Below are 13,980 nucleotides of genomic sequence, written 5' to 3' on the forward strand. Positions count from 1 at the left end.
AGCCCTCGGGCCGGAGATACCGTGGAGACGATGGCGCCACGGTATCTCCGGCCGGAGGTGTGGATGAGCACAGCCGATCAGCCCGGCGGTACGAGCACGCACGAGCAGCCCGCCCGGAGCGGTGTTCCCCGGCTGCGGCTCGACGAACTGCTGGACGAGCTGCAGGTACGGATCGGCGAAGTCAGGGGCACCCGGGACCGGCTGAACGGTCTGCTCGAAGCCGTCATGTCCGTGGGTCGGGAGCTCGACCTGCCACAGGTCCTGCGCGGCATCGTCGAGGCCGCCGTGGTGCTCGTGGACGCCGAGTACGGGGCCCTCGGCGTCATCGGCGACGACAAGAACCTGGCCGAGTTCCTGCCCGTCGGCATCAGCGACGGCCTCCGCGCGCAGATCGGGGACCTGCCGTCCGGCCACGGCATCCTGGGTGAGCTGATCCGCCACCCCGAACCCCTGCGACTCTCGGAGATCTCCGAGCACCCCGCCTCGTACGGCTTCCCGGACCATCACCCCCCGATGCACTCCTTCCTGGGCGTCCCCATCCGGGTCCGCGAGGAGGTATTCGGCAACCTCTACCTGACCGAGAAGCGCGGCGGAGCAGAGTTCGATGCCGAGGACGAGGCGGTCCTGTCCACCCTCGCCGTGGCGGCCGGCATCGCCATCGAGAACGCCCGGCTCTTCGAGGAGGTCCGTCTGCGCGAGCGCTGGCTGGAGGCCGGCTCCGACATCACCAGCGCCCTGCTCTCCGGAGCCCCGGAGAACGAGGTCCTCGGGGGCCTGCTGGAGCGGGCCAAGGACATCACCGGCGCGGACATGGGCGTCTTCTACCTGCTCGGCGCCGGCGGAGAGCTGCGGGGTTCCCTCGCTCTCGGGAAGGGGGCCGAGGCGCACCGCGGGATCGTCCTGCCCAGCGCCCGGGGCACTCTCGCCGAGGCCGCACTGGCCCGCGACGGGCTCATCGCGGTCCCGGACGTGGCGAGCGACGAGCGCGTCACCGTGCAGCCGGAGCGGTGGAGGGGTTTCGGGCCGGCGGTCGCCGTGACCGTCGGCACCAAGGAGAAGCTGAGCGGCGTCCTGATCCTGGCCCGGATGCAGGGGCGCCCCGTTTTCGCCTGCGCCGAAGTCGCCGCACTGCCGGGCTTCGCCGGCCAGGCCGCGCTCGCGCTGGAGCTCGCCGACAGGCGCCGCGACTCCGAACAGATGAGCCTGCTCGAAGACCGCGACCGCATCGCCCGTGACCTGCACGACCTGGCCATCCAGCGCCTCTTCGCCACTGGCATGACCCTCCAGAGCGCCCAGCGCTTCGTCGACCATCCCCAGGCGTCCGAACGCCTCGCGCGGGCCGTGGACGACCTCGACGCGACCATCAAGATCATCCGGTCGACCATCTTCGGACTCCGCGAGCACGAGGCCCCCGGGGAGGCGTCCAGGATGCGCTCTCGGGTGCTCCGGGCCCTGGACGGCGCCTCGCAGGCCCTGGGCTTCGCCCCGGCCCTGCGGATGGAGGGGCTGATCGACACCGACGTCCCCTCGGCCGTCGCGGACGAAACGCTCGCCGTGGTGGGGGAGGCCCTCACCAACGTCGCCCGCCATGCCGAGGCCACCCGTGTGGAGGTCTCGATCTCCGCAGCCGACGGGAACCTGACCGTCACCGTGACCGACAACGGCGTCGGCCTGCACGGGGGTGGCCGGCGCAGCGGTCTGCGGAACCTGGCCGAGCGTGCTGAACGGCTCGGCGGCCGGATGGAGGTCGCGGCACGGGCCGACGGTGAGCAGGGCACTCGCCTGGAGTGGCAAGTGCCTCTGGCCGGGCCGGCGCCGTGACCGCCGCCCGGCGTTCCTACTCCCCGGCGCTCCTACCGCCCGGCCGTCCCGGCGTCGTGCTCGTGGACCTGCGCGGCGATCACGGCCGCCTGCACCCGCCGTTCCACGCCGAGCTTGCCCAGCAGCCGTGAGATGTGGTTCTTGACCGTCTTCTCGGACAGGTAGAGCTGCTTGGCGATCTGGCGGTTGGTGAGGCCCTCGCCGATGAGCTCCAGGACGGCCCGTTCCCGTTCGGACAGAGCCGACAGGCGGGCGTCCTCCGGTACCTTCCCCGTCTCCGGGTCGCGCAGGGAGTGCATCAGGCGGGCGGTGGTGGCCGGGTCCAGCATGGACTGGCCGGTGGCGACCGTGCGTACGGCGGAGACCAGGTCGGAGCCCTTGATCTGCTTCAGGACGTATCCGGCCGCACCCGCCATGATCGAGTCCAGCAGGGCGTCCTCGTCGTCGAACGAGGTCAGCATCAGACAGGCGAGGCCCGGCATGCGCGAGCGCAGCTCCCGGCAGACGGTGATGCCGTCGCCGTCGGGGAGCCGCACGTCCAGCACCGCGACGTCCGGACGGAGCGCCGGCGCGCGGGCGAGCGCCTGCTCGACCGTGCCGGCTTCGCCCACGACGGTGATGTCCGGCTCTGCGTCCAGGAGGTCACTCAGCCCGCGCCGCACCACCTCGTGGTCGTCGAGGAGGAACACTTTGACCGGCGCCTCGGCAGGCGCGTTCGGATCCTCGGACATGGTCACCCCTGGCTCGGTCCGCCTGCTGTGCGATTACCTCAGAATTATCCCAAAATGCACCACAACATACCTGCGGCCGGTGAGAAGGCACGCTAGGCGGCGACGTTGCCTTCCAGTTCCATCCGGACGTCCACCACGCCCTCGACCGCGCGGATGGCTCGTGCGAGGAGGGGGACCAGGGCCCGGTCCCGCAGGGGGCCGCGCAGAGTGACCACTCCGTCCTGTACGGCGAAGTCCACGTTCACGCCGGGTGCCAGGTCGGTGAGCACGGTCTGGCGGATCTCTTCCCCGAGCTCCTCGTCGGACCGCAGGAACACCTTGAGGAGGTCGCTGCGGCTGACCACGCCCTCCAGCATGCCGAGCGCGCTCACGACGGGCAGGCGCTTGACGTGCTTGCGAGCCATGATCCTTGCGGCTTCGGCCACCGGCGCGTCAGGGTGCACGGTGATCGCCGGGCACGACATGAGCTCCTCGGCCAGCACCGCACCGGCCTTCGACGCCTCCTCCAACTGCTCGGGCAGCGCGGGATCCGTCCGCCGGAATTCCTCCTTCGGCAACAGGTCCGCTTCGGAGACCACGCCGACGACCCGGCCCTCGCCTTCCAGAACGGGGACCGCGCTGACCTTCCACTGGTGCATCAGCTCGACGATCTCCTTGTAGGACGCCTCGCGGCCGATGGCGACGGCCGTGTGCGTCATGACGTCACTGACGGTGTAGCGGGATGCGGGCATGACCGGCTCCTTCGCGGTACGGACGATCAGAGGAAGCGCCGCTGCCGTAGAGCGCGTACAGGTCGAGACGGCGCGCGCGAGCGGCCTGCAGTGGGTTGGCGAGGCGGCGTCGGCGTCCGAAGCGGTGCTCATGAACGGCCTCCTGTTCGAGTCCGTCTTCAGTCTTGGCGTTCCCCCCGGTCCCGGGCATGGGCCCTGTGGTCCCGCCCGGGGGCCGATCGGCCCATGCACGCGATCGGCACCGGCGGAGATCCTGGCAGCGGACGACCCGTTCACGGCCTTCCGCCCCAGTCCTCCTGGCAGGCGCGCGACGAACGGGAACGGGCACGGCAGGGGAACCAGGGTTCGCAGCCCTCACCACGCCGTCCGTCCGGATCGCGGCCTGCCGCTCGACGAAGGACGCCCACGATGAAGAGCCACCCGGTCGGTGCGACCAGCACTCCACGTCCCGTCAGTGCGCCGGGACGGCAGATGGAAGAGCTCAGCGCCGACGAGGCGCTGCACCTGCTCGGCACCGCCGAACTGGGCCGGATCGTCTTCACCCGCCACGCACTGCCCGCCGTACGCCCGGTCAACCACGTTCTCGACCGCGGCGACATCATCGTCCGCGTCCAGGACGGATCGACGCTGACGGCGCTGCTCGCGGCCGAGCACGGTGCGGGCGTGGTCGTCGCCTACGAGGCAGACGACATCGATCCGGGTGAGCACCTGGGCTGGAGCGTGGTGGCCACCGGCTACGCCACCGCTGTCACCGATCCCGACGAGATCGAGCGCTACGTGCGCCTCCTGGAACCCTGGGCCACGGGCAGCACATCGGGGGCGATCCGGATCCGACCCGACCTGGTCACCGGCTTCCGCCTGCGCGAGAGCGGCCCGTAGCGGCGCCCGTTGCGCGTGCCGCACCCTTCCCGGTCTCCTCGTCCACCGCCACCCCTCACTCAGCTCTGTTCGGGAAATCGCTGGGCTGCGGGCTGGAGGTGTGTTTCCATGCCGTCGTGGAGAGCGGGAGTGCGTACGGGGTGAGGCCGGGGGCGAGTGTCCGGGTGCGGGAGGATCGGGATCTCGGCAGGTGCGTTCGTGTGCTGGGTGATGTCCGGTGTTACGCGGCGGCCGCCACCTGACGGTGGCGCCCCGGAACCTCGGCCGGCCGAACTCACAAGGAGGGCACGTGCCACAGGACGTGGAGTTCCATCTGCCCTTCCCCGTTCGGTGCAGCCCGGATCTGGAAGGCGCGCGGCGGCGGAACCTGGAGTGGGTGCGGCGGGTCGGCCTGGTCGAGGAGGGCCGTTCCCTGGACTGGTACGCGTCCTGGGACATGCCGCGCCTCGCCGCACTGGGATTCCCGTACGCACAGGGCATGATGCTGGACCTGTGCGCCGACGCGATGGCGTTCTTCTTCGTCTTCGACGACCAGTTCGACGGGATGCTGGGGCGGAACCCGGCGCGCGCCGCCACCGTGTGCCAAAGGATGACCGACATCGTCCACGGCGCCGTCCCCGCCGGGGACGCGGACGCCTGCTCGGTCGCGTTCGCCGACATCTGGGCGCGTGCCACCGGTGGCGCGCATCCGGGCTGGGTGGCCCGGGCGGCCCACGAGTGGGAGTACTACTTCGCGGCGCAGGCCCACGAGGCGGTGGGCCGTCTGCGCGGCGTCCCGGCCGACATGGAGACCTATCTGCAGGTCCGGCGGGGCATCGCCGGCACCGACCTGCCGCTGTCCTTCGGTGAGCGGGCCGCCGGTGTGACCGTTCCCCCGTCCGCCTTCCACAGCCCGCAGCTGCGCCTGATGCGGCAGGCCGCCATCGACGTCACGTTGATGTGCAACGACGTCTACTCCCTGGAGAAGGAGGAAGCACGCGGCGACATGGACAACCTGGTCCTGGTGATCGAACACGCCCGCCGGTGCGGCCGGGAGGAGGCGATCGCCGAGGCCCGCGAGGAGGTCCGCCGACGCGTGATGCGGTTCGGGGAACTCGCGCTCCAGGTGCCAGGCCTCTGCGCGCTGCTGGGCCTGACCGACCGGGAGACCGCCGTCGTGGACCGGTACGTCGAGATCATGCGCCTGTGGATGAGCGGCTACCACGCCTGGCAGACCCGGACCCACCGTTACACCGACGCACCCCGCGTCGTGCCCGCCCCCGGTCCCGGCCACTTCGACCGGGTCCTGGGCGTCGAGCCGTAGCTGCTGCAGCTGCCGTCGTGCGCCCCATCCACCGTGATACGACCCGTCAACCGTGGGCCGAGGCCGGCCGTGAGCCGGGTGCCGGTGCGTCACCGGATCTCCAGGACCTCCGTCACCGGGCGACGCGGGGTGGCCGCTCCCGACGGGCCGTAGCCGAGGCGCACCACCATCTGGACGTGGCCCACGGAGGCGAGCGGATCGCGGACCGTCCAGCGGAGCTCCGGCCATTCGAGGGGCTGCGAGGTCATCGACGTGGCGAGGCCGTCGGCGGTGGCCCGCAGGAGTACGCGCTCGAGGGCCTGGCCGGCCCGCAGCCAGTCGGCCGGGGTGTCGGTCGGCGTGCCGAGCAGGGCGAGCTGGGGGTGCTTCTCGAAGACGGCCCATCCGCGGCCCGGGACCGGGTGGGCCCGGCCGAAGTCGCGTACGGGCGCCGTCGCCGCGCCGGAACTCCGCGGGCCGAACGCCGCGGCGGGAATCCCGTCACCTCGCGCGGTCGCGGTGGCGGTCGTGGTCGTGGGAGACGGGCCCGGCGCCCCGGTGGTCCATGAGGCCGTCTCCGCCCGGACGAGCGGGTCCATCTCCTCACGGTGCTCCGCGTCCCGTACGAGTGCCAGCACGGTCTCGGTGTGCCAGCTGTCGGGGACGGTCAGCCGGCAGCCCTCCAGACGGGCGGCTGCCCGCAGGCCGTCCAGCAGCGCGGGCGCAATGCGCTCGTCGCCGAACGGGTGGCGGCTGGTGTGCCGGCGCCGGAGCGCGTCGTGCAGCGCGGCGAGCTCGTGGTTCTCCTCCGTGGGCGGCCCGAGGGCGACGGTGGCCAGCAGCCACGGGTCGCCGGCGTCGGGCAGCAGGGCCACCTGGGTACCGAGCCCGTTCCACGCCGCCGACACGCGCAGGTTGAACAGGGCCGCGGAGCAGCCGAGGTGGAGGGCGCGGTGGTCGGGGTCCGTCCGTGTCATGGCCCGTTCCGGATCGCCGCGCAGTTCGAGAGTGCCGGTCGCCGAGTGCAGGAGGAACCGCCAGGGCTGGGCGTTGTGCATCGAGGGGGCCGTGACGGCGTCCGCCACGAGCCTGGCGGCGGTGTCCGCGTCGACGTGGGATGCGCTCATGTGAATCGTCCTGTCCGTGTGTTCCTTCGGGTGTCCGGCCGGAGGTCACCCCGGCATCGCGTGGCGGACGTTGCCGACCCCGGTGCTCTCCTCGTCGTCGGTGCGGGCCGTGAGGCGTGAGGCCACGGCAACGACGCCGTCGATCCGTTCGACGAGGGAGAGGATCACGGGCAGCCGGCTGCGGCGCGCAACGGTGCCGTCGAGGGTGACGATGCCGTCCACCACGTGCACCTCGACGTCGGCGGCCGGTACGTCCGCCACGTCCCTGAGGGCCTCCTGGACGCGTCGGCGTATCTCGGAGTCCGGGCGCAGGAACATGCGGAGCAGGTCCCGGCGGGTGATGATGCCGACCAGCCGGTCCTCCTCGTCCACGACGGGCAGCCGTTCGATGCCGCGGCGCGTCATCAGCCGGGCCGCGTCGGCCGCCGTTCCGCCGGCGAGGACGGTGATCGCCGGGGCGGACATGATCTCGCCCGCCGTGGTCGGCCGGGCCGCCGGCCTCTCGTCCGGGGACGCGTACGGATCGGGTCCGGCGTGGGCCAGCACGTCGGTCTGCGAGACGACACCCACCACACGGTCCTCGTCGTCCAGGACGGGGACACCGCTGATGTCGTACTGGGCGAGGAGCTTCGCGACGTCCTTGAAGGCGGTTCCCGGAACGACCGAGACGACCTCGTCGCTCATCAGGTCCGTCACCTTGAGGCTTTGCATGGGGCTCTCCTGCTCTGCCGGGTCCTGCCGTGCGTGCCGCTTCGCCGCAAAGGGCTGTGCGGGGGTGCGCTCGTCAACCAGCATCCGCCGGAGCCTGCGGGGGAGGGAGGGGCCGAACGGTCCCGTCCGGGGACCGGAAGGGTCCCCGGTCCCGGTGGTACGGGGCCGGGGCCCGGGACCGGCGAGGACAGCGTGGCTCTCTCGCCGCTGTCCCGCGCGGGGACCGGAGCGCCGCCACCCGGGTGAGCGACGGGCCGACGGGAGCGACGCCCCTCGCGGCTACGGCCCGTACGGGCGCCGGACCACCTCGTGAGCGTCGAGGAGGCGGTCTCAGCCGTGCCCGGGCACGGGCACGGGCACGGGCAGGGGACCGTGCCCGGGCAGCGGTTCGCGGGCGTCGTGCCAGGCGGGCGGGAGGGCGGTGACGCCCGTCCGGGCGGCGATCACCCCGCCCGCGATGGCGCAGGTGGTGTCGATGTCCCCGCGCCCGGCGACGGTGGACCACAGGCCCTCGTGCAGGTCGTCGAGGTGCCCCGCCGCGCACCAGAGGGCGTAGGGGACGGTGTCGGGCCCGGACATCCGGTATCCGGAGCCCAGGACCTCCGCGGCGTGCCGGACCGAGGCGTGCGGCGACATCCGGGCCGCGATCCGTACTCCCGAGCGGACGTCACTGTCGGGCAGTCGTGCGGCGACCTCGTGGAGGAAGTCCGGCCGGGCCGGCGCGGTCCCGCCCCGGCTGCGCGCTGCCAGGGCTGCGGCGACGGCCACCGCCACCGCTCCGGCCACCGCCTCCGGGTGGTGGTGCGAGACGATGCTCTGCTCGGCGGCCAGCCCGGCGGCGACGCCGAGGTCCGCGCAGTGCCAGGCGCCGAGCGGGGCCACGCGCATGGCCGCGCCGTTGCCCCAGGAACCCTGGCCGTCGAACTGCCCGGCCACCACCTCCCGCCAGGGCTCGCCGTCGCCGATCCGGCGCAGGACGTCGTGCATCGAGGCTCCGTAACCGCGGTGCGTGTCGTCGGCGTAGGCCTCGGCGAGGCGGCGGGCCAGACGGTCCTGGTCGATCGTGCCGCCGCCCTCGGTGAGCTCCCGTACCAGGACGAGCGCCTGGGCGGTGTCGTCGGTCCATTCCCACAGCGGCTCCGGGGGGACGGTCCGTGCCTCGAGGGCCGCCGGCCCCTCGCGGCGCAGGATGCCGAACCAGCGTTCACCGAAGGCATCGCCGAAGGCGAGCCCGGAGAGCGAGTCCAGCGCGGGGACGGGCACGTCGATCATCGGACCAGTATCACCAGGCGGCGGCGCCCCCGGTACCGCGTTTCGGTGGCGGCCGCGTCGCCGCCCGCACCGGTCAGTGCGCGACGGCGACAGCGGTGGCTGCCGGAGCGGCCTTGTAGGGGGCGAAGCCGGCGTTGTCCTTGCAGCCGAGCTGCTGCCAGGTCTTGTCGTTGGTGACCGGGTCGGTACCCGTCAGCCGGTACTTGCACGCGCCCTTGATGAAGTGGCCCTGCACGCCCCCGGGGAAGTCGATCTCCTTGTTCCACAGGTACGGCGACTGGTAGTTGTTCACGCGGGCGGTCGCGTTGACGTCGATGCCGCCGGGTGCGTAGATCTCGTACACCCAGCCGGTCTTCTCCGTGCCGTAGGTCGCGAACCTCTTGGCCACCGACTGGTCGCAACTGGTGCTGAGGTGGGCGCTGAGCTGGCCGCCTCCCTTGACGATGTACTCGGCGAGCGGGATCAGCTGGTCGCCGCGCGGGGTGAAGCCGGTCCGGAAGATCTCCTCGACGTTCTCCCTCGTGTCGCCGCGCCACAGGGTGTTGACGTCCTCCCGCCACTGCCAGCGCTCGCTGGAGGCGGTGGCGGCGACGGTGGGGGCGATGTGCGCGACGGTCGTGGTGCGCCACCAGTCCGCGGCCCGGTACTCGACGACCGGGCCGCAGGGCGCGGTGGTGTCGTCCTCCGTCGCCGGTGCCGCCGGTGCCGCCGTGGCGGTCGGGGTGACGACGGAGAGCAGGAAGGTGGCGGCCAGGACCCGCAGAGCGGCCTTCAGCATGATGTGGCGACCCATCAGTCGAGGTGGTGAGGGGAAGGAGCACCCCGTTTATAGGGGTGCTGTCCCTCTGCCGGCCGCGGGCCGCAGGACGGACCACTCGTGCGGGGGGATCAGTCGTACTGGGAAAAGGATTCACCGGACCGGGGCCGAGGCCGGCCGCCGCGCCGGCTCCTCGTTCCGCAGGGCGTCCGGCGCCGTCGTCACCCGCAGCAGCCCGGGACCGCCCGGCAGGGCGACGGCGAGGCCCCGGCCGTCGTGGCGCCATGTCCGGACCGCGGCGGCCGTCGCTCTGGCGCCCGCCCGCCGGAACCGGCCCGGGTCCCCGGGATGGCGGGCCCCGCGGCTACGGCACCGCCGGGGTCGTCGCCGGTTCGACGATGCGGCCGTCGCGGAGTTCCACGACCCGGTCGGCGAGTTCGATGCGGTTGGGGTCGTGGGTGGCGACCAGGATGGTGACCGACTCGCTGCGCACCACCGCGCGCAGCAGCTCCATGATCGACCGGCCGGTCTCCGAGTCGAGCTGGCCCGTCGGCTCGTCCGCGATGATCAGGTCGGGGTCGTTGGCGAGGGCGCGGGCCACCGCCACGCGCTGCTGCTGACCGCCGGAGAGTTCGCCGGGGCGCTGCTCGGCGTGGTCCGCGAGGCCGACCAGGGCGAGCAGGGTCCGGGCGCGCTCCTCGCGCTCCTTGGCCGGGATGCGGCGCAGCCGCATCGGTACGCCGACGTTCTCGGCGGCGGTGAGGACGGGAATCAGGCCGAAGGACTGGAAGACGAAGCCGATGCGGTCGCGGCGCAGGGCGAGCAGGTCCGGCTCGCCCAGGGTCGCCAGGTCGGTGCCGTCGATGCTGATCCGGCCACCGGTCGGGGTGTCGAGGCCGCCGACGAGGTTCAGCAGGGTGGTCTTGCCGGAGCCCGACCGGCCCTTGAGAGCGGTGAGTTCGCCCCGGCGCACCTCGAAGGACACGCCGCGCAGGGCGTGGACGGCCTGCGCTCCGCTGCCGAAGCTGTGGTGTACGTCGTCCACGACCACGATCGGCGTGCCGTCGTCCTTCCGTGCCGCCGGGACCGTGGCCGTTTCCTGGTGGTCCGTCATCGCCTGTACCCCCCGTTGGGTCGTCCGGGCGGAGCGTCCGGCTCCGTATCTCGCGCCCCGGTCACGCTGCCGCTGCAACATTCTGATCGCATTTGCGCATCCGTTGCACCAATCACGCAAGCCCCTTCCGTCCTTGGCTCGAATCTGACAACATCGTCCGCTATCCGGTACCAGGGGTCCGGATGGGGGAGGAACTCACCACGTGCTCGGCTTCGTCGTGCGCCGGCTGCGCGGGCGTTGGCCGCTCGCCGTCGCCGTGCTGCTCACCGTCCTGATCACCGCGACCGCTCTGACCGCGCTGACGGCCTTCACCCGCGGCGTGGGGGAGGAGGGCCTGCGGCGGGCCCTGACCGGCCCGGAACAGCCCCGGACCACCGTCGTGATCACCAGCGGCCATCCCGCCGCCGACCGCGCCAAGGACGACGAGTCCGTCCGGGCCTACGCGGACGAGGTGTTCGGGCGGCTTCCCGTCACCACCGAGAACGTGGCCCGCAGCCGCTCGTACGGACTCCCCGGCGCCGCCGCCTCGGGCCAGGACGCCGACCTCACCCTGCTCGCCGCCCTCGCCCGGGAGCACGTCGACCTGCTCGCCGGCCGGTGGCCCGAACCGGTCACCGCCCCCGCCCCCGCCCCGTCCTCGACCCCCGGGGCCGTCACCCCCGCCCCGGCGCCGACCCAGGTCGCCGTGCCGCGCGCCGCCCTGGCCCGCCTCGGCCTCACCGAGTCCGCGCTGCCCGCACCCGTCCGGCTCGACGACCGGTTCGGCGGCCCCCAGCTGACCGTGCTGGTCACCGGCATGTACCGGGCTGCCGACCCGGACGCCGGATACTGGAAACTCGACCCGCTCGGCGGCCGCGAGGTGCAGTCCAGCACCCTGGCCACCTACGGTCCGCTCCTGGTGGACGACAGCGCCTTCACCACGGGCGCGCTCCTCCAGAACTACCGACTCACGCTGCTCACGCCGGACCTGCGCACCCTCCGCACGGCCGAGGCCGAGACCGTCCGCACCGCGGCGGACGCCGCCGCGGCGGCCCTGGAGGGCGCCACCTCCCTGCGCGCCACCACCGAGCTGCCGAAGGTCCTCACCGAGCTGGACTCCGGCATGCGCGTGGCCCGTTCGACCCTGATGATGGGCGCCCTCCAGCTCGCCGTCCTCTCCACCGCCGCCCTGCTCCTCGTCTCCCACATCGTCGCGGTCCGCCAGGAACCGGAGCGCGTCCTGCTCACCGCGCGCGGCGCCTCCCGTCGGCGCCTCGGCGCCCTGAGCGCGGCCGAGTCCCTGCTGCTGGCCCTGCCCGCCGCCGTCCTTGCACCGCTGCTGACCCCGCCCCTGCTGAGCCTGTTCAGCCGGTTCGGACCGCTGGAGCGGGTCCACCTGCGGATCCCGGACACCTGGCTGGTCTGGCCCGTCGCCGCCGGCTGCGCCCTCGCCTGCGTCCTGCTGACGACCCTGCCCGCCGTCCTGCGGGGCGCCTCGGCCGCCGTACTGCGCCGCGTCGGCGGCCGACAGGCCATGGTGACCGGGGCCGCCCGCTCCGGCCTGGACCTGGCCGTGGTGGTCCTCGCCGTCCTCGGCTACCAGCAGCTCTCGCAGTACGGCGACGCGGACACCCCGCCCGCGACCACCGGCTTCGGCGAGGGACTCGGTGTGGACCCCGTCCTCGTCGCCGCCCCCGCCCTCGCCCTGTGCGGAGGCACGCTGCTCGTCCTGCGCCTGCTGCCGTTCGCGGCGCGCGCCGGGGGACGGCTCGCCGCCCGCGGCCGGAGCCTCGCCCCGGCCCTGTTCGGCTGGCAGCTCGCCCGGCGCCCCGGCCGGGCCACCGGGCCCGTACTGCTCCTCGTACTCGCCGTCTCCAGCGGCATCCTGGCCCTCGGTCAGGACTCCGCCTGGTCCGCGTCCCAGCGCGACCAGGCCGACTTCGCGACCGCCGGCGGTCTGCGGATCTCGGCGAGCAGCATGCCCGCCATGGGACAGGGCGGCCGCTACGGGGCACTGCCGGGCGGCGACCGCCTCAACCCGGTGATCCGCCGGGAGCAGCAACTGCCCGGCGGCACCGTCGCCGACGTCATGGCGCTGGACGCCGCCAAGACGGCCGCGCACGTACCGCTGCGCGCCGACCTGCGCGGCGGCCGCGCCATGCGCGAGCTCTTCGCCCCGCTCGCCGCCACCGGCGCACAGGCCCCCGGCACCGCACTGCCCGGCACCCCCCGCCGGATCGACCTCGACGTGTCGGTACGGTCCGCCGGCACCGGCTGGGCCGCCGTCAGCGTGCTGCTGCGCGACCGGTTCGGGGTCCTGCACGGCACGCAGTCGGTCACCCTGCCCGCCGTCGGCAGCACCACCCTCGCCTTCCCCCTGGACACCCTGACCGGCGCCCCGGTCGGGACCGCCGCGGCCCCGCTGACCCTCGCCGGCCTGCGGCTCTCGTACGCCGGGGACGGCAGCCCACCCGGCGACGGCAGCGAACTGACCCTGCACCGGATCGCCGTCGCCGACACCGCGGACGGCGTCGCGACGGCGGTTCCCGCACCCGCCGCCGGCGCCCCGGCCGGCTGGCGCACCTCGCCCTCGCAGGAGCAGCGCGTCCAGCGGGCCCCCGAACTCTCCCCCGTCCCGGCCGGATCCACGGACCTGGCACGCCTGCGCTACTGGGGCGGCTTCGGCACCGACAGGGGCGTCACCGCCGTACTGTTCCCGGCGCCCGCCGCGCCGCCCGCCGACGCCGTCCCGGCCGTCGCCACCACCCGCTACCTGCGGACCGTGGGGGCCTCCGTCGGAGACACCGTCCCCGTCCCGATGGACGGAGCGACCGTCCCCATGCGGATCACCGCCGCCGTGGACTCCCTCCCCGTGGCCGGCCGGACGGCGCTCGCCGCGGACCTCCGCGCGCTCGGCCGCTTCCTCGTGGAAGCCGCCGGCCGGCAGCCGGCCGCGCCCACCGAGTGGTGGCTGCCCGCCACCTCGGCGGCCGACCCGGTCCCGGCCCGCGCCGCCGCCGAACTGCGTGCGGGAGTCAGGACCGAGCGCGTCCAACTCCGCGAGGAGATCACGGACCGTCTGCTGGACGACCCGCTGAGCGCCGGCCCGCAGAGCGCGCTCGCCGCCCTCGCCGTCGCCTGCGCGGTGCTCGCGGCCATCGGCTTCGCGACCTCCACGGCCGCCGAACGACGGGTGCGCGGCCGGGAGTTCTCCGTCCTGCTCGCACTCGGCACACCGCGCCGGTCGCTCGCCGGGGCGGCCGCCGCCGAAGGCGGAGTGCTGATCCTCATCGGGACCGCCGTCGGCACCGGCCTGGGCGTCGCCCTCGTCCATCTGATGGCGCCCCTGATCGTGCTGACCCCCTCGGCCGGGCGGCCGTTCCCGCCCGTACAGGTGGACATGTCGCTCTGGCAGATCCTGCTGACGGCCGCCGCCATCGCCGCCGTTCCCCTGCTGTCGGCCGTCTTCAGCGGCCCCCGGGGCCGCGACATCGCCGCCCGGCTGCGCCCCGTGGAGGAGATGTGACCACCCCGCCGCCGTCCGCCACCCCGCCGCCGTCCGCCACCCCGCCGCGG

General features: G+C 73.7%; 11 protein-coding genes. 4 read left to right on the plus strand and 7 right to left on the minus strand.

From position 1 onward, the window contains the following. The first annotated feature begins 63 nt into the window (after positions 1 to 63). A complete protein-coding gene (locus IH80_RS0123705; protein ID WP_030963137.1) occupies positions 64 to 1,821 on the plus strand; it encodes a GAF domain-containing sensor histidine kinase in 1,758 nt (585 codons plus the stop codon). Positions 1,822 to 1,853: 32 nt separating this feature from the next. On the opposite strand, the gene IH80_RS0123710 is transcribed toward IH80_RS0123705, so the two are convergent. Then, complete coding sequence (locus tag IH80_RS0123710) at positions 1,854 to 2,552, minus strand: response regulator (protein ID WP_030963138.1); 699 nt, start codon at positions 2,550 to 2,552, stop codon at positions 1,854 to 1,856. A 92-nt stretch (positions 2,553 to 2,644) separates the two neighbouring features. Next, entirely contained in the window at positions 2,645 to 3,283 is a 639-nt protein-coding gene (locus IH80_RS0123715; protein WP_030963139.1) for a CBS domain-containing protein, read from the minus strand. A gap of 408 nt (positions 3,284 to 3,691) precedes the next feature. On the opposite strand from IH80_RS0123715, the gene IH80_RS0123720 reads away from it, so the two are divergent. Further along, entirely contained in the window at positions 3,692 to 4,162 is a 471-nt protein-coding gene (locus IH80_RS0123720) for a pyridoxamine 5'-phosphate oxidase family protein (protein ID WP_030963140.1), read from the plus strand. A 289-nt stretch (positions 4,163 to 4,451) separates the two neighbouring features. Beyond that, positions 4,452 to 5,465 carry a terpene synthase family protein gene (locus IH80_RS0123725; protein ID WP_030963144.1) on the plus strand — a complete coding sequence of 338 codons (1,014 nt, stop codon included), beginning with the start codon at positions 4,452 to 4,454 and terminating at the stop codon, positions 5,463 to 5,465. A gap of 89 nt (positions 5,466 to 5,554) precedes the next feature. Here the strand turns inward: IH80_RS0123725 and IH80_RS0123730 are convergent, their stop codons facing one another. From IH80_RS0123730 to IH80_RS0123750, 5 genes are all read right to left on the minus strand, one after another. Continuing rightward, positions 5,555 to 6,571, minus strand: a complete 1,017-nt coding sequence (locus IH80_RS0123730; protein WP_030963145.1) for an Acg family FMN-binding oxidoreductase — start codon at positions 6,569 to 6,571, stop codon at positions 5,555 to 5,557. 45 nt (positions 6,572 to 6,616) lie between these two features. Then, a complete protein-coding gene (locus IH80_RS0123735) occupies positions 6,617 to 7,366 on the minus strand; it encodes a CBS domain-containing protein (RefSeq protein WP_234432364.1) in 750 nt (249 codons plus the stop codon). Positions 7,367 to 7,612: 246 nt separating this feature from the next. Next, on the minus strand, positions 7,613 to 8,554 hold the full coding sequence (locus IH80_RS0123740; protein WP_030963147.1) for an ADP-ribosylglycohydrolase family protein: 942 nt from the start codon (positions 8,552 to 8,554) through the stop codon (positions 7,613 to 7,615). Positions 8,555 to 8,627: 73 nt separating this feature from the next. Further along, complete coding sequence (locus IH80_RS0123745) at positions 8,628 to 9,347, minus strand: scabin-related ADP-ribosyltransferase (RefSeq protein WP_030963149.1); 720 nt, start codon at positions 9,345 to 9,347, stop codon at positions 8,628 to 8,630. Between the two features lie 328 nt (positions 9,348 to 9,675). Further along, the gene (locus IH80_RS0123750; protein ID WP_030963150.1) at positions 9,676 to 10,425 is read right to left on the minus strand and encodes an ABC transporter ATP-binding protein; all 750 of its coding nucleotides are present in this window, start codon (positions 10,423 to 10,425) and stop codon (positions 9,676 to 9,678) included. 202 nt (positions 10,426 to 10,627) lie between these two features. Here IH80_RS0123750 and IH80_RS46920 point away from each other — a divergent pair, with 202 nt between their 5' ends. Continuing rightward, the gene (locus IH80_RS46920; RefSeq protein ID WP_051809838.1) at positions 10,628 to 13,930 is read left to right on the plus strand and encodes an ABC transporter permease; all 3,303 of its coding nucleotides are present in this window, start codon (positions 10,628 to 10,630) and stop codon (positions 13,928 to 13,930) included. The last annotated feature ends 50 nt before the right edge of the window (positions 13,931 to 13,980 follow it).

The sequence above is a fragment of the Streptomyces sp. NRRL S-378 genome, from assembly GCF_000720645.1.
Classification (GTDB): Bacteria; Actinomycetota; Actinomycetes; order Streptomycetales; family Streptomycetaceae; genus Streptomyces.